Annotated in this window: 18 protein-coding genes; 8 read left to right on the top strand and 10 right to left on the bottom strand. The window is 71.6% G+C overall.

Annotation, left to right across the window (positions count from 1 at the left end):
- Window positions 1–261: 261 nt before the first annotated feature.
- Window positions 262–762 (bottom strand): lipocalin family protein, encoded by a 501-nt coding sequence (locus B351_RS0104590; protein WP_019397873.1) that lies wholly within the window; start codon window positions 760–762, stop codon window positions 262–264.
- Window positions 763–840: 78 nt separating this feature from the next.
- A complete protein-coding gene (locus B351_RS0104585; RefSeq protein ID WP_019397872.1) occupies window positions 841–1,110 on the bottom strand; it encodes a hypothetical protein in 270 nt (89 codons plus the stop codon).
- A 221-nt stretch (window positions 1,111–1,331) separates the two neighbouring features.
- Between B351_RS0104585 and B351_RS0104580 the strand changes: the two genes are divergently transcribed.
- A complete protein-coding gene (locus tag B351_RS0104580) occupies window positions 1,332–2,126 on the top strand; it encodes an OBAP family protein (RefSeq protein ID WP_156810414.1) in 795 nt (264 codons plus the stop codon).
- Between the two features lie 108 nt (window positions 2,127–2,234).
- Here B351_RS0104580 and B351_RS16215 read toward each other — a convergent pair whose 3' ends face one another.
- Complete coding sequence (locus B351_RS16215) at window positions 2,235–2,447, bottom strand: hypothetical protein (protein WP_019397870.1); 213 nt, start codon at window positions 2,445–2,447, stop codon at window positions 2,235–2,237.
- Window positions 2,448–2,746: 299 nt separating this feature from the next.
- Between B351_RS16215 and B351_RS0104570 the strand changes: the two genes are divergently transcribed.
- A complete protein-coding gene (locus B351_RS0104570; RefSeq protein WP_019397869.1) occupies window positions 2,747–3,175 on the top strand; it encodes an organic hydroperoxide resistance protein in 429 nt (142 codons plus the stop codon).
- 218 nt (window positions 3,176–3,393) lie between these two features.
- On the opposite strand, the gene B351_RS0104565 is transcribed toward B351_RS0104570, so the two are convergent.
- The 5 genes from B351_RS0104565 to B351_RS0104540 form a co-directional block, all read right to left on the bottom strand.
- Window positions 3,394–3,963, bottom strand: a complete 570-nt coding sequence (locus tag B351_RS0104565) for a dihydrofolate reductase family protein (protein WP_019397868.1) — start codon at window positions 3,961–3,963, stop codon at window positions 3,394–3,396.
- Window positions 3,964–4,060: 97 nt separating this feature from the next.
- Window positions 4,061–6,256 (bottom strand): GGDEF and EAL domain-containing protein, encoded by a 2,196-nt coding sequence (locus B351_RS16210; RefSeq protein ID WP_232207887.1) that lies wholly within the window; start codon window positions 6,254–6,256, stop codon window positions 4,061–4,063.
- A 456-nt stretch (window positions 6,257–6,712) separates the two neighbouring features.
- On the bottom strand, window positions 6,713–8,215 hold the full coding sequence (locus B351_RS0104550; RefSeq protein WP_019397866.1) for an aldehyde dehydrogenase: 1,503 nt from the start codon (window positions 8,213–8,215) through the stop codon (window positions 6,713–6,715).
- A gap of 44 nt (window positions 8,216–8,259) precedes the next feature.
- Window positions 8,260–8,475 (bottom strand): hypothetical protein, encoded by a 216-nt coding sequence (locus B351_RS17525; RefSeq protein ID WP_019397865.1) that lies wholly within the window; start codon window positions 8,473–8,475, stop codon window positions 8,260–8,262.
- Between the two features lie 120 nt (window positions 8,476–8,595).
- Window positions 8,596–9,144 (bottom strand): cupin domain-containing protein, encoded by a 549-nt coding sequence (locus B351_RS0104540; protein ID WP_019397864.1) that lies wholly within the window; start codon window positions 9,142–9,144, stop codon window positions 8,596–8,598.
- Window positions 9,145–9,311: 167 nt separating this feature from the next.
- On the opposite strand from B351_RS0104540, the gene B351_RS0104535 reads away from it, so the two are divergent.
- From B351_RS0104535 to B351_RS0104510, 6 genes are all read left to right on the top strand, one after another.
- A complete protein-coding gene (locus tag B351_RS0104535; RefSeq protein WP_026010363.1) occupies window positions 9,312–10,673 on the top strand; it encodes an aspartate aminotransferase family protein in 1,362 nt (453 codons plus the stop codon).
- Between the two features lie 33 nt (window positions 10,674–10,706).
- Entirely contained in the window at window positions 10,707–11,825 is a 1,119-nt protein-coding gene (ald, locus tag B351_RS0104530) for an alanine dehydrogenase (protein WP_019397862.1), read from the top strand.
- 34 nt (window positions 11,826–11,859) lie between these two features.
- Entirely contained in the window at window positions 11,860–13,350 is a 1,491-nt protein-coding gene (locus B351_RS0104525; RefSeq protein ID WP_019397861.1) for a CoA-acylating methylmalonate-semialdehyde dehydrogenase, read from the top strand.
- A 146-nt stretch (window positions 13,351–13,496) separates the two neighbouring features.
- Window positions 13,497–14,780 (top strand): DUF445 domain-containing protein, encoded by a 1,284-nt coding sequence (locus B351_RS0104520; RefSeq protein ID WP_407059578.1) that lies wholly within the window; start codon window positions 13,497–13,499, stop codon window positions 14,778–14,780.
- Between the two features lie 191 nt (window positions 14,781–14,971).
- Entirely contained in the window at window positions 14,972–15,343 is a 372-nt protein-coding gene (locus tag B351_RS0104515; RefSeq protein WP_019397859.1) for a response regulator, read from the top strand.
- A 29-nt stretch (window positions 15,344–15,372) separates the two neighbouring features.
- Window positions 15,373–16,218, top strand: coding sequence for a chemotaxis protein CheX (locus tag B351_RS0104510; RefSeq protein WP_019397858.1), 846 nt, complete (start codon window positions 15,373–15,375; stop codon window positions 16,216–16,218).
- Between the two features lie 57 nt (window positions 16,219–16,275).
- On the opposite strand, the gene rlmKL is transcribed toward B351_RS0104510, so the two are convergent.
- Window positions 16,276–18,501 carry a bifunctional 23S rRNA (guanine(2069)-N(7))-methyltransferase RlmK/23S rRNA (guanine(2445)-N(2))-methyltransferase RlmL gene (gene rlmKL / locus B351_RS0104505; protein WP_019397857.1) on the bottom strand — a complete coding sequence of 742 codons (2,226 nt, stop codon included), beginning with the start codon at window positions 18,499–18,501 and terminating at the stop codon, window positions 16,276–16,278.
- A gap of 118 nt (window positions 18,502–18,619) precedes the next feature.
- Window positions 18,620–19,211, bottom strand: a 592-nt coding sequence (locus B351_RS0104500) for an ATP-binding cassette domain-containing protein (protein ID WP_019397856.1), incomplete at its 5' end; no start/stop codon positions are given.

Below are 19,211 nucleotides of genomic sequence, written 5' to 3'. Positions count from 1 at the left end.
TTGTTGGCGTGGAAGCGCCGATTCTATCGGCCCCGGCGCGGCATGCACGGGTAGTCACCGCTGCAACAAAACCCGCCACCGCCACCGTGGCCGGGTAAGCCAAGCGCACCGGGGAGGCGGCGACAGGCCATCCAGGTTCCCGGCGGGAGCAGGGTGCTTCCTTTGCACGAGGCGCACACCGGGACGACGGCATGCGCCTTCCAGGCCCGGGACGGGCCGGCCCCCTGCCCTCGCCCAGGACAGGGTGGCCGGCCGGACTGCTCAACGCACCGGATTGCCCGTGTGCGGGGTGAGGATCAGGTCCTGCAGTTCGTAGCCCTGCGCCCGCGCCGTGTCCAGGAAATCCTGCTGCACCGGCGCCGGCAACACTGGCTCGCGCGCCAGCAGCCACAGGTACTTGTGGTCCGGCGAACCGACCAGGGCGGTGCGGTAGTCCGGGTCCAGGCGCAGGATCCAGTAGTCGCCCTTGGTGAACGGAATCCACTTCAGCCCGTCGGGCATGAAGCTCACTTCCAGCTTTGCGTTGCCGCTGCCCTCGACCACGGTGGCCTCGCCCTCGGACTCCTGCGGCTCGCCCTCGCCGTCGCGCGCGCGGTTGAGCACCCGCACGCTGCCGCCCGGGTTGAGCGAATAGGTCGCGGTGATGTCGGTGTAGTCCGCCGGCTCGTGGCGCATCGGCAGGCGCGCGATCTCGTACCAGGTGCCGAGGTAACGCTGCAGGTCGACGGCGGCGACGGTCACGGGCGTGGAAGCATCGTTCATGGGCATGTCCGCTTGGGAAGGAGCCCGCATTGCAGACGCAGCAGCGTGAATCCGCCGTCGTCCGCGCCCGCCTGCGGTTCAGTCTTCGCCACTGTCGCGGATGCCATGCGGCGCGTCGCTGCGCACGTCGTCGGCGAACGAGCGGCCATAGGCATCGCGGTCGCCGGGCTCCTCGTCCAGCGCCACGTCGAGCAGGTCGGCCTGGTCGTCCACGCCGATGTTGTCGATCGCCGCGACCGAACGCGGGTCCTTCAGTTCAGGCCCCTGCTGTTGCAGCGGCACGCCGTCCTCGCCCAGGCAGACCTCGTCCTCGGGCGCGTCGGGGGTGGTGGGATTGGACCTGGCCATGGCGGCCTCCTGCGATGGGGAAGCCCGACCGTAGCCCCGCGCGGGGAAGCATGGCGTCAATGCCTCGCGCCTGTCCGTTGACGTCGACGTTGCTTCCCGACCGCACGGCGGGAGTGCGTGCTTCCCGCGATCCGGTGCCTGCGCGGCGTGCCAGGCCGGCGCTTCACCGCATGACGATCACCTGCGTGCTATCCCGGCCTCCCCGATGGAGGACCCCCGCCATGCACCGGACCCGCGCCGCATTGCCCCTGCTGGCCCTCGCCCTTGCCGCCTGCACCGGCGGCGACCGCGTCGATCCGGCGGTAACGCCGCCCGGCGCGGACGAATCCGCCCGTACCAGTGCCCTGGAGGCCGGCGCCGCCCTGCTGCAGGGCAATGGGCCGCTGGGAAAGATGGACATGTACGTGGTCGGCTTCCATCCGATGAAGGACCATCCGTTGCAGCAGATGGAGGCGCACCACTTCTGCCGCCAGGTCAACGAGGACTTCGCCCAGTGCACGCTGTTCGACGGCAACGGGGCCGAGGCCAACCTCACCGGCATCGAGTACATCATCTCCGAGACGCTTTACGAGTCGCTGCCGGAGGACGAACGCGGCTACTGGCATCCGCACAACGGCGAGATCCTGTCCGGCCAGCTGGTCGCGCCCAACCTGCCCGAGGCAGCGGAGAAGGAGCTGATGCGCTCCAAGATGAACAGCTATGGCAAGACCTGGCATACCTGGCACACGCGAGACGGCGTGCAGCCCGGCGACAGGATGCCGCTGGGCCCGGCGATGCTGGCCTGGTCGTTCAGCCGCGATGGCGAAGTGCGGCCGGAACTGGTCGACGAGCGCGACAAGCGCATGGACATCTCCACCGACGAACGCCGCCGCGACCGCGCCGACCTGGTCGAGCTGGCGCGGCCGCAGGACGGCGTGAACACCTTGCGCCGCCAGTTCCCACGGTCCCAGCCAATCCCGGGCGTGGTCGACAAGGCCGAGGCCGCTACGCCGGCTCCGGTGGCGATGTTCTATTGAGGCCGGGATCCGGGGATTGGTGATTGGTGGGGGTGGCGTGGCAGGGCCACGGAAGTGGGGCGACCGCAGGCGAAGCGCAGCACGTCGCTGCAAAGGCCGTACGCGGACTCAACGCTGGGCGCGGGGGCGCTGCTCGTCGGCTTCCGGGTCCTCGCCTACCCGGGTTTCCTGCGCGCCGGTGGCGTAGCGTGCATCGGCCTCCGGCTGGTGCGCTTCGGCGGTGGGCGCGGGATTGTCCCGCGCCGGGTCGGCCGGGTGTTCCTGGCGGCATGCCGGCAGGCAAAGCGCGGCGACCAGCGCCGGCAGTAGCAGTGTCCTCATCGATGCGTCCTCTTTCCTGGATGGCCGGGCGATGGTCGACGCCGGCAGGTGAACGCGGCGCATCCCCGGGGCGCACGAGCGCCTGAACACCGGCGTCACGAGCACGGAAACCACCGTCCAGCCCTAATCACGGGCGCCATGCCCGTGCGGTGGACGCAACCTCGCACGCAAACCGGCGCGCAGCCCTGCCCGGACGCCCGGCCAAGTTTTCCGGACGCCACGGCCGCCCGCGCCCGCGGGACGGCGGCACAGTAGGCCTCGCCGGATGCGCCGCTCCGGCCCCATCCAAGGAGCCCACCATGCCCCCCGAGAAGATCCTCTACACCGGCACCGCCACCTCCACCGGCGGCCGCGAAGGCCGTGCTTCCACTTCCGACGGCAGGCTCGACCTGGCCCTGTCCACCCCGCGCGAGCTGGGCGGCCCGGGTGGCGACGGCACCAACCCGGAGCAGCTGTTCGCCGCAGGCTATTCGGCCTGTTTCCTCAGTGCGCTGAAGTTCGTCGCCGGCAAGCAGAAGATCGCCCTGCCGGCCTCGACCTCGGTGACCGCCGGTATCGGCATCGGCCCGCTGGGTGGTGGCTTCGGCCTGCAGGCCACGCTCACCATCTCCGCTCCGGAGATCGATCGCGACACCCTGCAGTCGCTGGTCGGGCAGGCCCACCAGGTCTGCCCGTACTCCAACGCCACCCGCGGCAACATCGAGGTGGAGCTGCGCCTCGCCAGCTGACTGAAGCCCCGATACATCGCGCCCCTCGCCGCTGCCCCCGCAGCGGCCGGCGCCCACCCAAGGACATCGCCAAGAACACCCTGCTTCGCGCCCTACTGGCCACCGCCATCACCGCAGCCGCGCGCGGGGCCGGAAAGGCAAGGAAGTAGGCCATCTGCCGATGCCGGCACCGCGCAACCGGTGCCGGCATTTCCTTCGCCGGACATCCGGAAACGGAACTAACCTGCAGCTGCGGCGTCCCTGCGGATCTGGTAACGCAGCTCGACCATCTCGCCCCCCAGCTTCCGCACGGATGCCAGGTGCAGCGCCGGACTCAGGACCTGGCGCGGGAACAATGGCTTGCCGGCGCCAAGGGTCGCCGAACCGATCTGGACGATCAGCTCGTCGAGCAGCCCGGCATCGTGGAACTGCCCGGCGAGGTCTCCCCCGCCAACGACCCAGATGTTCTTGCCATCCGCCACCCTGCTCATCTCGCGGTGGACGGCGACGACGTCGCCCTGCACAAACCTGATGTCCGCATTTGGAACAGTTGGCAGGTTGCGCCGGGTGAATACCCAGGCGGGCTGCGTGTACGGCCAGGGAGACCCGGTTTCCCTGGCGACCGTTTCCGCGTTGCGCAGCATCCACTCGTACGTCGCCGCCCCCATGGCCAACGCACCGACATCACGGATGAACTCTGGATAGCTGGACTCCTCCAGGCTGCCCAAGGGGAACAGCCAATCCAGCGAGTCGCCCTCCGTAGCAATGAATCCATCGAGGGTGGAAGCCACGTAATACTGGGTCTTCATCGAGCGAGCGTCCTCCGTGGGTGGTTCCCGGTTTCAGGCAACCGACGAACCGTAACCGGCTGCTGCCACGCCGGACAACCCGCGGACAGGGGCGGGTTCACGTGCAGGCAGGCCTGCCCGCCACGGCAGGAACGCCCGGCGCCATGACGCTCACCCGTTCATGGCCCGCTTGCGCGAAAACCCCTCGCCCGGATACCCGGCCCGCAAGCTCCTCGAAACGGTGCCCGCGAACGCCACGGGACGGCAATGCCCGGGCAGGCTCCAGCTTTGGGGATATCGAACGCCAGCGTGCTCCGGTTGCGTGCAGGTGGCCTCCCGGAGATTGCCGCGGCAGGTGGAGCCATGCGGGAACCCATTCCCCTGGCGATCGACATCCGCCAACGGTTCGCACGATTGCCTGCGCCGGGATTGGCCGCACTGGCCGCCCCTCCATCCTGCCGCTGCGCCGCGCGCGTTCGGCCGGGCGCTGCTCCACCAGGCCTGGCTGGCCAGCGCAGGCGGTATCAGGCGCCCGGAGCAGCGATGCCCTGCCCCGCGATCCAGCCCGGCAGGTCCTGCGGCGCCATCGGCCTGGCGAAGCTGTAGCCCTGCGCCAGCCGGCCGTACCGTCCTGCGGATACATGGCCACGCCCACGCTGACGCTCAGGTCCACCCGGGCATCGGGCAGCTGCAGCATGCGCACCAGGTGCGCCTGCCAGCGCTCGACCAGGGCATTGACCTCCTCCCCGGCACGCAGGGGCAGGGCCAGGACGAACTCATCGCCCGGCAGGCGCCCCGCCACGCCGCCCTGGTGCACCAGTTCCCTGGCGCGCACGGCCACTTCCCGCAGCAGTGCATCGCCGCTGGCATGCCCGAGGGAGTCGTTGATGCTCTTGAAGCGGTCCAGGTCCACGTGCAGGACGGCCACGCGCTGGTCGCTCTCCTGGGCCGCGTCCAGCAGCAGCGCCACCTGGGTTTCCAGCAGGCTGCGGTTGGGCAGGCCGGTGAGCGCGTCATGGAACGCCAGCTGCCGGATCCGCTGGCGCGCCGTCTCCCGTTCCATGGCCAGGGCGCAAAGGTCCGTACAGGCTTCCACCAGCTGCTGGTGGAAACTGGACGCCACCACCGGACTGTTCTGGCGGTAATAGAAGGCGAACGTCCCCAGCACCCTGCCATCCTTGCGCAGGATGGGCGTGGACCAGCAGACATTGAAGCCCAGCGGCAGGACCAGGTGGCGGAAATCCGCCCATAGCGGATCGGTGGCGATGTCGGTGACCAGCACCGGGCTCTTGCGCCAGGCGGCGGCACCGCAGGAACCCACCTGCGGCCCGATCGGCACGCCGTCCAGCTGCGAGGAATAGCTGAACGGCAGGCTGGGACTGGCCAGTGGATGCAGCAGGCCCTGCTCGTCCACCTGCAGGATCGACGCGCACACCTCCGGGGCCAGGCGCTCGACCTCCTCGCACACCACCTCCAGCACCTGCATCAGCGGCAGGTCGCTGGACATGGCCTGCAGGGCGCGGTGGTGCAGCACCTCGTGGATCTTGGTCTTGGTGATGTCCAGCAGTACCGAAACGGTGTAGGCCCACTGGCCCTGGGCATCCATGACGGGGTTGCAGATGATCTTGCCCCAGTAGCGCCGCCCGCCCTTGCCGGTCACCACCTCTTCCATTTCCGCCGCACGCCCCTGGCGCAGGTCGCCGCGGATGCGCTCGAACAACTCGACCGGCGATTGCCGCGCCAGCAGTTCCAGCATCTTCTGGTCCTGCAGCTCGCGCAGGGTCCAGCCGAACATGCGGTGGAAGCCGTCGTTGCTGTAGACCACCCGCGAATTCGCGTCGGTGATCACGATCGCCGCATCGGTGGTGTCGGCCACCAGCGACAGGCGCCACAGGTGGTCCCGCCTTGCCAGCTCCGTGCGCTTGCTCTGGGTGACATCGGTGGCGACCATCATGATGTGGTTGACCACGCCCTGCCTGTCGCGCACCGGGGCATAGAGCGCTTCCAGCCAGCAGGAACTGCCGTTGCTGCACAGCCGCTCGACCACGCCCGAGAACTCGTGGCCGGCACACAGGGACTGCCACATCGCCTCGTAGGCCTGGCTTTGCGCCTGGCCCGCCGGGCACAGCTGGGCATGGTGCAACGTGCCCACGTGCTCCGGCGCCAGCCGCAGCAGGGCCAGGAACCTGGGATTGGCGGAGATGAGCCGGCCATCGAGCGAGAACTCCGCCAGCGCCATGGCCTTGTCAAGCGCTTCCCACCGGTCTTCCAGCTGTGCGGCAGCTTTGGATTGGCTGGCGGCGGGTGCCTGCATGCAGGGGACTTCAAACAGGCGGCAAGCGGAGGAATCGGTGGCGACGGGCCTGGGGCGGTCCAGCATGCATCGTGGAAGGGAACCTGGATATAAGCCCTAAGTCGCCCCGTCCCCTACATACGCCTGCGGCACAGGAGGCGGCGTGAACCGCCGGTGGCGCCGTCCCCCGCGGGGCCGGCGGCGGAAACGCTGGACCGCGGCGACGGCCACCACGGCATGGCGCGGGCAGACGTAGCCGAAGACCACCTGCGCGGCGAGCACGCAATCGCCCGGATGGCATGGGCCCGCGCGCCCTGGGCCTGCCTCCATCCGTTGCGCACGCTGCGCCTTGCGTACCCGGTGCATCGGCAGGACCGTCGCCACCAGCAGCACGATGGCCACGGCGAACGCGACCGGCACGCAGCAATGGCACGCAGGCGTGCCGCGCGCTGCCTCCGCGGGCGGTGGCACCGCGGCTCAATCCGCCAGGTTGATCCAGGTGGCCTTGATCTCGGTGTACTTGTCGAAGGCGTGCAGCGACTTGTCGCGGCCATTGCCGGACTGCTTGTAGCCGCCGAAGGGCGCGGTCATGTCACCGCCGTCCCAGTAGTTGACCCAGACGCTGCCGGCGCGCAGGCCGCGGGCGACGCGGTGGGCGCGGGCGAGGTTGGCGGTCCACACGCCGGCAGCCAGGCCGTATTCGGTGTCGTTGGCGATCTCCAGTGCCTGGGCCTCGTCGTCGAACGGGATCACCGCCAGCACCGGGCCGAAGATCTCCTCGCGGGAGATGGTGTGCTCCGGGCGCACCTCGTCGAACACGGTCGGCTCGACATAGCAGCCACCTTCCACTGGGGCGATGCGCTTGCCGCCCAGGGCCAGCTTCGCACCCTCGGCCTGGCCCCTGGCGATGTAGTCCAGCACGCGCCTGGTCTGGGTCTCGTCGACCAGGGCGCCCATCGGCGCGCCCGGCTCCAGCGGGTGGCGCGGCTGCATCTTGCGGCCGGCCTCGACCACGCGGGCGACGAACTCGTCCTTGATGCTGCGCTCCACCAGCAGGCGCGAGGCCGCGGTGCAGACCTCGCCCTGGTTGTAGAAGATGCCCACCGCCGCGGCCTCGGCCGCCTTGTCCAGGTCGGGGGCATCGGCAAACACGATGTTCGGGCTCTTGCCGCCGCACTCCATGTACGCGCGCTTCATGTTGGACAGGCCGGCGCACTGCAGCAGGCGCTTGCCCACCGCGGTGGAACCGGTGAACACCAGCCCGTCCACGTCCATGTGCAGGGCCAGGGCCTCGCCCGCTTCCTGGCCGTAGCCGGGCAGGACGTTGAACACGCCTTCGGGGATGCCGGCCTCGGCCACCAGCTCGGCCAGGCGCAGCGCGCTCAACGGCGACTTCTCCGAGGGCTTGAGCACCACCGAGTTGCCCATGGCCAGCGCCGGGGCCAGCTTCCAGGCCGCCATCAGCAGCGGGAAGTTCCACGGCACGATCGCGGCGACCACGCCCAGCGGTTCGCGGGTGACCAGGCCCAGTTCGTCCTCGCCGGTGGGCGCGACCTCGCCGTAGACCTTGTCCAGCGCCTCGGCGGTCCAGCCGAAGCAGCGGATGGTGGCGGCCAGGTCGACGTTGCGCGCGTCGTCGATCGGCTTGCCCATGTCCAGGGTTTCCAGCAGGGCCAGCTCGTCGGCGTGCTGCTCGATCAGCGCGGTCAGCCTCTGCAGTACCTTCTTGCGCTTGACCGGCTTGGCCCGCGACCAGTGCCCGGCCTCGAAGCTGCGCCGCGCCGCGCGCACCGCGCGCTCGACGTCGGCCTGGCCGCAGCGCGCCACCTGGCCCAGCACGCGGCCGTCGATCGGGCTGGTGCAGTCGAAGGTGCGGCCGTCGGCGGCATCGACGTACTGTCCGTCGATGAAGGCGCGGGTCCGCAGCTGCAGCCCTTCGGCCATGGCCTGCCAGTCGGCGCGGGTACGCGGGGTGGTCATGGATCGCCTCCGGGAATCGCTCAAGGGAAAGGACGGCAGCGCCGTCAGAGTTCTTCGATATGGACCGGCCTGGGCGGCATCCGGAACCACCACAGCCCGAACAGCCAGGCCGGCCCGCCGGCCACCGCCGCCAGGCGCCGCCAGGCATCCAGCGTCGCCAGCGCCTCGACCGACATCGCGCCGACCATGCCGGCCACCACTGCAGCGGCCACGGTCACCACGGCCGCCAGCCGCAGCGCGCGCCGGTTGCGATAGGCCATCTCCCTGGTCGTCCATCGGCGCAGCAGGCGCGACTGCCGCGCCCGCGCCTGGCGCCGGCGTTCAGGTTCCAGCAGTGCATCTGCAATCCGTTCGGCCTGCCTGGGATCCATGCGCGTCCCTCAGAAGGTGGCGGGCGTGTTGGCACTGACGATCACCGCCTCGCCCTCGCCCACGTTGCGGAAACGGTGCGGGATCCGGCTCTCGAAGTAGTACGCGTCGCCGGGCCCGAGCACGCGCACCTGGCTGCCGACGGTCACCTCGACCTGGCCGGAGACGATGACGCCGCCCTCCTCGCCCTCGTGCACCAGCATGGCCTCGCCGGTGTCGCTGCCCGGCGGCATCACCTCGCGCAGGATGCACATCTGCCGCTGCGGCCGGCGCTGGCCCACCAGGAAATAGTGGATGTCGTTGTTGCCCACGTCCGGCAGTTCGGCCGCCGCGTAGAACGGCTGCTCCGGCTCGCCGGGATCCAGGTCCTGGGTGAAGAAGTCGGCCAGAGAGATCGGGATGCCGTCCAGCACCTTCTTCAGCGAGCTGACCGAGGGACTGACCTTGTTCTGCTCGATCAGCGAGATCGTGCTGTTGGTGACGCCCACGCGACGGGCCAGCTCGCGCTGGCTGAGGCCGCGGGCCGTGCGTACCCGCTGCAGGCGTGCGCCGATGTCCATCCGCGTAGGTCTGCTCCGCTGCCGGACGCGCCGGCGTGTTGCCGGATACTTTACATGGCACCCCGCCACGGTCAATTTTTTGGCTTAGACTCGCCCCAGCGTTGAATTTATCGAACGGCCCCCGCCCAGGCGGGTGCCGGCCCCGCCCTCCCGAACGGAGCCTGCGCATGAGTCGTGACGACGCCTTCCCCGCTCCCGGAGCGACCGCACCGGGACTGACCGCCCCGGCGTCGATGGACGCCTTCTGGATGCCGTTCACCGCCAACCGCCAGTTCAGGCGCAGCCCGCGCCTGCTGGCCGCGGCCGAGGGCATGTACTACCGCGACGTCGAGGGCCGCCCGATCCTGGACGGCACCGCCGGGCTGTGGTGCTGCAACGCCGGCCATGCGCGCCCACGCATCGTCCAGGCGATCGCGCGCCAGGCCGCGACCATGGACTTCGCCCCGCACTTCCAGATGGGCTCGCCGCTGCCGTTCGAGCTGGCCGGGCGGCTGAAGGAACTGGCGCCGCGGCCGCTGGACCATGTGTTCTTCACCAACTCCGGCTCCGAGTCGGTGGATACCGCGCTGAAGATCGCCATCGCCTGGCACCGCGCCCGCGGCGAGGGCCAGCGCACGAAGCTGATCGGCCGCGAGAAGGCCTACCACGGCGTCGGCTTCGGCGGCATCTCGGTCGGCGGCCTGCCCAACAACCGCAAGTGGTTCGGCCCCGGCCTGCCAGGGGTGGACCATATGCGCCACACCCTGGACATCGCCCGCAATGCGTTCTCGCGTGGCCTGCCGCCGCACGGCGTGGAGCTGGCCGAGGACCTGGAGCGGCTGGTGCAGCTGCACGACCCGTCCACCATCGCCGCGGTGATCGTGGAGCCGATCTCCGGCTCGGCCGGGGTGATCCTGCCGCCGCCGGGCTACCTGCAGCGCCTGCGCGAGATCTGCGACAACTACGGCATCCTGCTGGTCTTCGACGAGGTGATCACCGGCTTCGGCCGCGTCGGCGCGCCGTTCGCGGCGCAGCGCTTCGGGGTCACCCCGGACATGATGACCGTGGCCAAGGGCCTGACCTCCGGCTGCGTGCCGATGGGCGCGGTGTTCGTGTCCGATCGCGTGCATGAGGCCTTCATGCAGGGCCCGGAAGGGGCGATCGACCTGTTCCATGGCTACACCTACAGCGGCCATCCGCTGGCCTGCGCCGCGGCCCTGGCCACGCTCGATACCTATGCCGAGGAAGACCTGCTCACCCGCGCGCTGGAACTGGAGGACTACTGGGCCGACGGCCTGCACGCGCTGCGCGGCAGCAGCCCGCACATCATCGACATCCGCAACTACGGCCTGATCGGCGCGATCGAGCTGGCGCCGCAGGACGGTGCACCCGGCGCGCGCGGCTACCAGGTGCTGGAACAGGCCTTCCGCAAGGGCCTGCTGGTGCGCACCACCGGCGACACCATCGCCTTGTCGCCACCGCTGATCGTGGAACGACGGCACATCGACGACATGTTCTCGATGCTGGGCGAGGTGCTGGCGACGCTGTGACGCCGGCAAGGCTTCCGCAACGGAGAACCGCCCATGCTCGTCGGCGTCCCCACCGAAACCAAGGTCCATGAATACCGCGTCGGCCTCACCCCGGCCGGCGCGCGCGAACTGTCCGCCCGCGGCCACCAGGTGCTGGTGCAGCGTGGCGCCGGGCTGGGCGCAGGCCTGGCCGACGAGGCCTACGAGGCCGCCGGCGCGCAGCTGGTGGACGGCGCCGCCGAGGTCTACGCCCGCGCCGAGCTGGTGGTGAAGGTGAAGGAACCGCAGCCGGACGAGTGCGCGATGCTGCGCCCCGGCCAGGTGCTGTTCGCCTACCTGCACCTGGCCCCCGACCGTGCCCAGGCCGAGGCATTGCTGGCCTCCGGCGCGACCGCCATCGCCTACGAGACTGTGACCGACGCCGGCGGCGGGCTTCCGCTGCTGGCGCCGATGAGCGAGGTCGCCGGGCGCATGGCCATCCAGGCCGGCGCGCATGCGCTGGAAAAGGCGCAAGGTGGCTCGGGCGTGCTGCTGGGCGGCGTGCCCGGCGTGGCCCCAGCCGAGGTGTTGGTGCTCGGCGGCGGCACGGTCGGGCTCAACGCCGCGCGCATGGCCATGGGCCTGGGCGCGCGGGTGACCGTCGTGGACCGTTCGCTGGAGCGGCTGCGCCAGGTCGACGAACTGTACGGCGACCGCATCGCCACGCTTTATTCCACCCGCGATTCGATCGACGACCGCCTGCCGCGCAGCGACCTGGTGGTCGGCGCGGTGCTGGTGCCCGGCGCCGCCGCGCCGCGGCTGGTCACCCGCGCACAGCTGGCGCTGATGCGCCCGGGCTCGGTGCTGGTGGACGTGGCCATCGACCAGGGCGGCTGTTTCGGGACCAGCCGCCCGACCACCCACGACGCACCGACCTACGAGGTCGACGGGATCATCCACTACTGCGTGGCCAACATGCCCGGCGCGGTGGCGCGCACCTCCACCTTCGCCCTGACCAACGCCACCCTGCCGCGCGTGCTGGAGCTGGCGGACAAGGGCGTGGCGCACGCGATGGCCGACGACGTGCACCTGCGCAACGGGCTCAACGTGCACGCTGGCCGCATCACCCATCGCGCGGTGGCCGATGCGCTGTCGCTTCCCCATACCCAGGCCGCGGAGGCGCTGGCGTCCTGATGCCACGCCAACGCCCACGACCCGCAGGACTGCCATGACCCGACAGCTGCACCACTACATCGCAGGCCAGGCCCGCCCCGGCGTCGCCGGCCGCCACGGCGACGTGTTCGACCCGGCCACCGGCCAGGTGGCCGCGCAGGTGCCGCTGGCCTCCGGCGCCGAGGTGCGCGCGGCGGTGGATGCGGCCCAGGCCGCGTTCCCGGCGTGGGCGGCCACGCCGCCGCTGCAACGGGCGCGGGTGATGTTCCGGCTGCGGGCGCTGCTCGAGCGCGATGCCGACGTGCTGGCGCGGCTGATCACCGCCGAGCACGGCAAGACCCTGTCCGATGCACGCGGCGAGGTCACCCGCGGCATGGAGGTGGTGGAGTTTTCCTCCGGCATCCCGCACCTGCTCAAGGGCGAGTACTCGGCCGCGGTGGGCCGCGACGTGGACAGCTGGAGCGAGCGCATGCCGCTGGGCGTGGTCGCCGGCATCACCCCGTTCAACTTCCCGGCCATGGTCCCGCTGTGGATGGCGCCGGTGGCGCTGGCCTGCGGCAACAGCTTCGTGCTCAAGCCTTCGGAGAAGGTGCCCTCGGCGGCCCTGCACCTGGCCGGCCTGTTCGCCGAGGCGGGGCTGCCGGAGGGCGTGTTCAACGTGGTCAACGGCGACCGCGGCGCGGTCGAGGCGCTGCTTGACGAGCCGCGGGTGCAGGCCCTGTCCTTCGTCGGCTCCACCCCGGTGGCCGCGGCGCTGTACGCGCGCGGCAGCGAGCGCGGCAAGCGCGTGCAGGCCCTGGGCGGGGCCAAGAACCACGCCGTGGTGCTGCCGGACGCGGACGTGGCGCTGGCGGCCGACGCCCTGCTGGGCGCGGCCTACGGCTCGGCCGGCGAGCGCTGCATGGCGATCTCGGTGGCGGTGTGCGTGGGCGACCAGGTCGCCGATGCCCTGGTCGCGGCGCTGGCCGAACGCGTGCGCAACCTGCGCATCGGCCCGGGCATCGAGGATCCGGACATGGGCCCGCTGGTCGACGCCGCGCACCGCGCGCGGGTGCGCGCTGCGATCGACGCCGGCGTGGCCGACGGCGCCACCCTGGTGGTCGATGGTCGCCGCCATCCCTGCGCTTCCGGTCCCGGGTTCTTCCTGGGCGGCAGCCTGTTCGACCATGTGCAGCCAGGCATGCGCCTGTGGCGCGAGGAAATCTTCGGCCCGGTGCTGTGCATGGTGCGCGTGCCCGACTTCGAGGCCGCGCTGGCACTGGTCGACAGCCACGAGTATGGCAACGGCACCGCGGTGTTCACCCGCAGCGGCGGCGCCGCGCGCGAGTATGCGCGGCGGGTGCAGGCGGGCATGGTCGGGATCAACGTGCCGATCCCGGTACCGATGGCGTTCCACTGCTTCGGCGGCTGGAAGCGCTCGCTGTTCGGCCCGCTGCACATGCACGGCCCCGATGGCGTGCGCTTCTTCACCCGCCTGCGCACCATCACCGCGCGCTGGCCCGAAGGTGCATCCGGCGCCGAGTTCGTGATGCCGACGATGCGCTAGCACGTCCCCCGCCTGGCGGCGGGGCGGCCTGCGTGCGCCCCGGATGCAGCCTCCGGCCTTGTCCGGGCTACACCCCGGTGCCGCTACACTGCCTTGCCATGTGCCACCGCGCCGGGCGCGGCGGGAGGCATGCCCACGGGAACCGCATGAGCACACAGGATCCACGCCCCGCGCAGCTGCGCCGCATGAAGGCCATCGCCCTGGCGATGCTGCTGGCGATGGTCGCCGGCTTCGCCACCAGCCACGTGATGGGCAACCAGGGCGCGTGGGCCTGGGTTTCGGCGTTCTGCGAGGCGGCCACGGTCGGCGCGCTGGCCGACTGGTTCGCGGTGGTGGCCCTGTTCCGCCGCCCGCTGGGCCTGCCGATCCCGCATACCGCCATCGTCCCGCGCAGCAAGGCGCGCATTGCCGACAGCCTGGCCGCGTTCGTGCGCGACCACTTCCTCGAGCCGCAGACCCTGCTGGCGCGGCTGGAGGTGTTCGATCCGGCCGAGCGCCTGGGCCAGTGGCTGTCGCGCCCGGAGCAGTCGCGCAAGCTGGCCGGCATGGCCCGCGGCTGGGCGCTGCAGGCGCTGGACCTGCTGGACGAGCGCGCGGTGCGCGAGCGCATCCGCGAGTTCGTGATCGCGCGCCTGCACGCCTGGGACGCCTCGGCCACCGCCGGCGACGTGCTCGGCCTGCTGACCGCCGACGGCCGCCACCAGGAGGTGCTGGACGAGGCCCTGCGCCGGCTTGGCCGCTACCTGGACAGCGAGGACATCAAGCAGCGCGCCTCCGCCATGCTGGTCAGGCACGCCCGCCGCGAGTGGCCGCGGCTGGTGGGCACGGTGGACTGGGTCAAGCCGGTGGAGGGCATCGCCGACCGCATGGCCGAGCGCATCGCCCGGGCACTGCTGGACGAGCTCAACGAGATCCTGGTGCAGCCGGAGCATCCGCTGCGCCGCGACTACGAACAGTGGCTGCAGGGCTACGTGCAGCGCCTGCGCGGGGACCCGGCGCTGGCGCAGCGGGTGGAGCAGATCAAGCAGCAGCTGATCGCCCATCCCAGCGTGCAGGAATACGTCAGCGGGCTGTGGGACCAGGTCCACGCCGCGCTGCGCCAGGACCTGGAGCAGGAGGACGGGGTGCTGGCCTCGCACCTGGACAGTTCGCTGGCCGGGCTGGGCGTGGCGCTGGGCCGCGATCCGGAACTGCGCGAGGCGATCAACCAGCATGTGATGGGCGGGGCCGAGAAGCTGGCGCTGCGCCTGCGCGGCGGCGTCACCGACTACATCGCCCAGACGGTCAAGGGCTGGGACGAGCGCCACCTGGTGCGCGAGCTGGAACTGGGCGTGGGCCGCGACCTGCAGTACATCCGCTACAACGGCACCCTGGTCGGCGGGCTGATCGGCCTGCTGCTGCACGCGGCCATCGTCCTGCTGGAGGGCTGAGCGCCGGAGCGATGCCCGGCCGCCCGGCCGCCCCCTCCCCGTCCGCATCCTCGGCGAGTTCCGGCGGCAACGCCGCGCAGGTCACGGCAGCCCTCCCACCGCGGTCACGAACCGACCCCTCAAGTATCCGGCACGCCGGCCGATAGGCCGATCGGGGCCCCATGCGGCCCATCAACGGGGGAAAAAATCTGATGACGACCGCACGACCGACCGTGCTGCTTTGCGACGACTCGCGCGCCCTGCGCATGCTGGCCGCCAGCCAGCTGGAGGAGGCCGGGTTCCAGGTCGTGGGCGAGGCCGGCAATGGCAACGAAGCGCTGGCGCAGTACCGCACCCTGAAGCCGGACCTGGTGCTGCTGGACCTGGTGATGCCCGAATGCGACGGCCGCCAGGCGCTGGCCGCCATCCTCGCCGAGGACCCGCAGGCCAGGGTGGTGATCCTCAGCTCGCTGGGAGCCCAGGCCGACATCGAGCAGTGCCTGCGCAACGGCGCCCGCTCCTACCTGCAGAAGCCGATCGACCCGGAAGTCATGGAGCGCGTGCTCCGTGAAGTCCTGGCCTGAGCGGCCGGCCCACACCACCGGAGCACCACATGGCAGTCAAGTTCCTGGGCCAGTTCCTGCTGGAACGCGGCCTGATCACGCCGCAGCAGCTGCTGGCGGCCACCGAGGCGCAGCGCGCCTCCAATCCCCTGCTGGGCGAACTGGCCGTGCGCCAGGGCCTGCTGACCGAGGCGCAGGCGCGCCGCATCAACGAGCGCCAGCGCGCCGAGGACCGGAGCTTCGGCGACATCGCCATCGAGCTGGGCCTGCTCGACACGCAGGAGGTCGAGGCGCTGCTGTCGGCGCAGAAGGCCGGGCGCAAGCTGTTCGGCCAGGTCCTGGTCGAACAGGGCGTGCTCGACGCCGAGACCCTGGAGCAGACGCTGGCCGAACACCGCGCCGAGCAGCAGGCCGGCAACGAGGAGCTGGCCGGCGCCCTGGCCGGCCACCGCCTGGGCGCGCTGGCCCAGGAGGCGACCGAACTGTGCGTGCGCCTGTTCCCGCGCATGCTCGGCACCCAGTGCCAGCCGGCCGGCCTGGTCGACGACGCCCTGCCCACCGCGACCTGGCCGTACACCGCGCACGTGCGCATCAGCGGCGAGCGCAGCCTGCGCGTGGGCCTGTCCTGCGACCGCGCCACCCTGCAGGCACTGGCCTGCGCCTTCCTGCGCATGCCCAGCGAACAGTGCGACAGCGAGCTGGCGGTGGACGCGCTGGGCGAGATCGTCAACGTGCTGATGGGCTACGTGGTGCGCAACACCCTGCCCGACGACGCCGACTACCGCGCCACGCCGCCGGACTTCAGCCGCACCGCCGCCTCGCTGGTGGACGAGGGCGCGCTTGCGCTGCAGCTCAACAGCCCGCTGGGGCAGTTGCTGCTGCTGGTCGGCGACTGAGCCGCGCGCACGCTGGCGCCAATGGCGGCCCGGGAGCGATCCCGGGCCGCTTCCGCATCAGGCGTGGGTCAGGCGCCAGGCGCGGTGGATGCGCCGGTTGCGCTCGAAGTCCGCCGGGATGGTCGAGGCGCTGATCTCCTCGCATTCGGCGAACTGCGCCACCGCCTCCGCGTCCAGGCGGAAGCGGCGGAAGTTGTTGGAGAAGTACAGCACCCCGCCCTGCGCCAGCCGCGCCGTCGCCGCTCGCAGCAGGCGCACGTGCTCGCGCTGCACGTCGAAGTCCTCGGCGCGCGCGGAATTGGAGAAGGTCGGCGGGTCGCAGAAGATCACGTCGTACCAGCCGCGGTCGGCCTCCAGCCAGGACAGCGCGTCGCCCTGCACCAGGCGGTGCGCGGTGCCGCCGAGGCCATTGAGCGCCAGGTTGTCCGCGCACCACTGCAGGTAGGTGGCCGACAGGTCCACGCTGGTCGTCTGCGCCGCGCCGGCCACCGCGGCCTGCACGCTGGCCACGCCGGTGTAGCAGAACAGGTTGAGGAAGCGCCTGCCCTTGGCCTCCTTGGCCATGCGCCGGCGCAGCGGGCGGTGGTCGAGGAACAGGCCGGTGTCCAGGTATTCGAACAGGTTCACCCACAGCCGCGCGCCGTTCTCGCGCACCACGAAGCGCTCGCCGTGCTGCTGGAAGCGGCCATACTTGGAACCGCCCTTGCCGCGCTCGCGGGTCTTCAGCGCCACCCGCTCCGGGGGCACATCGAAGCTGGCGCGCGCGGCGGCCAGCAGCTCGCCGCGGCGGCGGCGAACGTCGGCCTCGGGGATCTCCTTCGGCGGTGCGTATTCCTGCACGTGCAGGAAGGTGCGTTCGTCGCCGCCGTCCTCGGCGTAGACGTCGATCGCGGCGGCGTACTCGGGGATGTCGGCGTCGTAGGCGCGGAAGCAGGTCACGCCCTCGCCGCTGCGCCAGCCCTTGAGCTTGCGCAGGTTGCGCTGGATGCGGTTGGCGACCATCCGTGCGCCCTCGGACAGCTCGCGCGGCGCGGCATCGCGCGGCGCCACCTGCACCGGGTCGCACACGACCAGCGCGCATTCCAGCGCGCCGTTGAACAGCTGGTACTTCTTCGCCGCGCGCAGGCCGGTGGCATGCGCCAGCTCGGCATCGCCGCACAGCAGGCTGGCGCGCCATTGCGGCACCGCCCGCTGCAGGGCCTGGCCCAGGCGCCGGTACAGCGCGCCGTCGGCGGCCAGGCGGCGGTCGTAGGGCGGATTGCATGCGACCAGGCCGCGTTCGGCGGCCTGCGGCGGCAGCGCATCGATGTCGCCCACCTGCAAGTCGATCGCCGCCGCCACGCCGGCGCGGGCGGCATTGGCGCGCGCGGCCTCGATCGCGCGCGGGTCCAGGTCGCTGCCATGGAACACCGGGCGCAGCGCCGCCAGGCCGGCTTGCGCGCGCTCGCGCGCCTCGGCCACCAGCGCGTTCCATTGCGCAAGGTCGAAGCCGCGCCAGCGCGAGGGTGGCGGCACTGCGTCGCCGGCACCATCCGGCATGGCGGCCTTTCCGCGCGCGGCGGCCCAGCGATCATCGGCCACCCCCGCCTCATCCACCTCCGGCACGGCCTGCACGCGGCCCAGGCCAGGGGCGACGTCGGCGGCCATCAACGCGCCCTCGATGAGCAGCGTGCCGCTGCCGCACATCGGATCCAGCAGTGCACCGCCCTCGGCGTACAGCCGCGGCCAGCCGCCGCGCAGCAACACCGCCGCGGCCAGGTTCTCCTTCAGCGGCGCCTCGTGCTGCGCGCTGCGCCAGCCACGCCGGTGCAGGGCGCCGCCGCCCAGGTCCACCGACAGGGTGGCCTTGCCCTTGCGCAGCGACAGGTTCAGGCGCAGGTCCGGCGCGTCCACGTCCACCGACGGGCGCTCCAGCCCCCGGGCGCGGAACACGTCGACCACCGCGTCCTTGACCCGCTGCGCGGCAAAGCGCGCATGGGTGATGGCCTCGCCCGACACGTGGGCATCGACCGCCAGGGTCTGGCCCTCGGCCAGGTGCTCGGTCCACGGCAGCGCGGCCGCGCCGGCGTACAGCGCCTGCTCGTCCGGGCAGTCGAACGTGGCCAGCGGCCACAGCACGCGGCTGGCCAGGCGCGACCACAGCACGGCGCGCTGCGCATCGGCCAGGCTGCCCTCGGCATTGGCACCGGCGACCGCGGCGGTGGCGCGGCTGGCGCCCAGCGCGACCAGTTCGTCGGCAAGCAGGTATTCCAGGCCCTTGGCGCAGGAAACGAAGAACTTCATCGGGAAGCGGACTCGCGGTCAGGGCCGCCCGGCCGCGGGGGCGGCGACGGGCATCGGCATGGGATGCGAATGGTCGGGCATCGGGCGCGGCGGCGCCAGCCCGACGGCCCCGCGCGGCTCACCATGGCCTGGCCTCCCAGGCGCCGGCACCGGCTTCCAGCCGCGTGTCCAGGCCCAGGCGGCCGAGGAAATCCTCGTCGTGGGAGACCACCGCCAGCGCGCCCGGATACTCGCGCAGCACCTGCTCCAGCGCCTCCTTCGATGCCAGGTCGAGGTGGTTGTCCGGCTCGTCGAGCAGGAGCAGCTGCGGCGGGTGGGCGGCGTAAAGCACGCAGGCCAGCGCCGCCTTGAGGCGCTCGCCGCCGCTGAGTGCCGCCGCCGGCGTGGCGATGCGCGCGGCATCCAGGCCGAGCAGCGCCAGGCGCGTGCGCAGGACGCCCTCGCCCACGCCCGGCGCCGCCTGGCGCAGTGCCTGCAGCGCGGTGGCACGGGCCGGCAATGCGGCCAGGTCCTGGTCCAGCAGGGCGACGCTGCCGTGCACGCGGCACTGGCCCTGCGCCGGCGCCACCTTGCCGGCCAGGATCCGCAACAGGGTCGACTTGCCGCTGCCGTTGTCGCCGACGACGCCGATCCGCTGCGTGCCCAGGATCACCAGGGACAGCGGCGCCATGCCGGGCGGGTATGGCGGCAGCACCGCGTCCAGCACCGCG

Origin of the sequence: Pseudoxanthomonas sp. GW2 (assembly GCF_000283075.1) — a bacterium.
GTDB lineage: Bacteria > Pseudomonadota > Gammaproteobacteria > Xanthomonadales > Xanthomonadaceae > Pseudoxanthomonas.
The sequence above is the reverse complement of the archived record's forward strand: the minus strand, read 5'-3'. Positions and strand labels throughout refer to the sequence as shown.

Bases quoted from the DNA above. Each gene is read 5' to 3' on its own strand.
- B351_RS0104580 (WP_156810414.1), top strand. From the start codon at position 1,332: ATGCACCGGACCCGCGCCGCATTGCCCCTGCTGGCCCTCGCCCTTGCC.
- B351_RS0104535 (WP_026010363.1), top strand. From the start codon at position 9,312: ATGAGTCGTGACGACGCCTTCCCCGCTCCCGGAGCGACCGCACCGGGA.
- rlmKL (WP_019397857.1), bottom strand. From the start codon at position 18,501: ATGAAGTTCTTCGTTTCCTGCGCCAAGGGCCTGGAATACCTGCTTGCC.
- B351_RS0104565 (WP_019397868.1), bottom strand. From the start codon at position 3,963: ATGAAGACCCAGTATTACGTGGCTTCCACCCTCGATGGATTCATTGCT.
- B351_RS16210 (WP_232207887.1), bottom strand. From the start codon at position 6,256: ATGCAGGCACCCGCCGCCAGCCAATCCAAAGCTGCCGCACAGCTGGAA.
- B351_RS0104570 (WP_019397869.1), top strand. From the start codon at position 2,747: ATGCCCCCCGAGAAGATCCTCTACACCGGCACCGCCACCTCCACCGGC.
- B351_RS17525 (WP_019397865.1), bottom strand. From the start codon at position 8,475: ATGGCCTATCGCAACCGGCGCGCGCTGCGGCTGGCGGCCGTGGTGACC.
- B351_RS0104510 (WP_019397858.1), top strand. From the start codon at position 15,373: ATGGCAGTCAAGTTCCTGGGCCAGTTCCTGCTGGAACGCGGCCTGATC.
- B351_RS0104540 (WP_019397864.1), bottom strand. From the start codon at position 9,144: ATGGACATCGGCGCACGCCTGCAGCGGGTACGCACGGCCCGCGGCCTC.
- B351_RS16215 (WP_019397870.1), bottom strand. From the start codon at position 2,447: ATGAGGACACTGCTACTGCCGGCGCTGGTCGCCGCGCTTTGCCTGCCG.
- B351_RS0104585 (WP_019397872.1), bottom strand. From the start codon at position 1,110: ATGGCCAGGTCCAATCCCACCACCCCCGACGCGCCCGAGGACGAGGTC.
- B351_RS0104520 (WP_407059578.1), top strand. From the start codon at position 13,497: ATGAGCACACAGGATCCACGCCCCGCGCAGCTGCGCCGCATGAAGGCC.
- B351_RS0104515 (WP_019397859.1), top strand. From the start codon at position 14,972: ATGACGACCGCACGACCGACCGTGCTGCTTTGCGACGACTCGCGCGCC.
- B351_RS0104525 (WP_019397861.1), top strand. From the start codon at position 11,860: ATGACCCGACAGCTGCACCACTACATCGCAGGCCAGGCCCGCCCCGGC.
- B351_RS0104550 (WP_019397866.1), bottom strand. From the start codon at position 8,215: ATGACCACCCCGCGTACCCGCGCCGACTGGCAGGCCATGGCCGAAGGG.
- ald (WP_019397862.1), top strand. From the start codon at position 10,707: ATGCTCGTCGGCGTCCCCACCGAAACCAAGGTCCATGAATACCGCGTC.
- B351_RS0104590 (WP_019397873.1), bottom strand. From the start codon at position 762: ATGAACGATGCTTCCACGCCCGTGACCGTCGCCGCCGTCGACCTGCAG.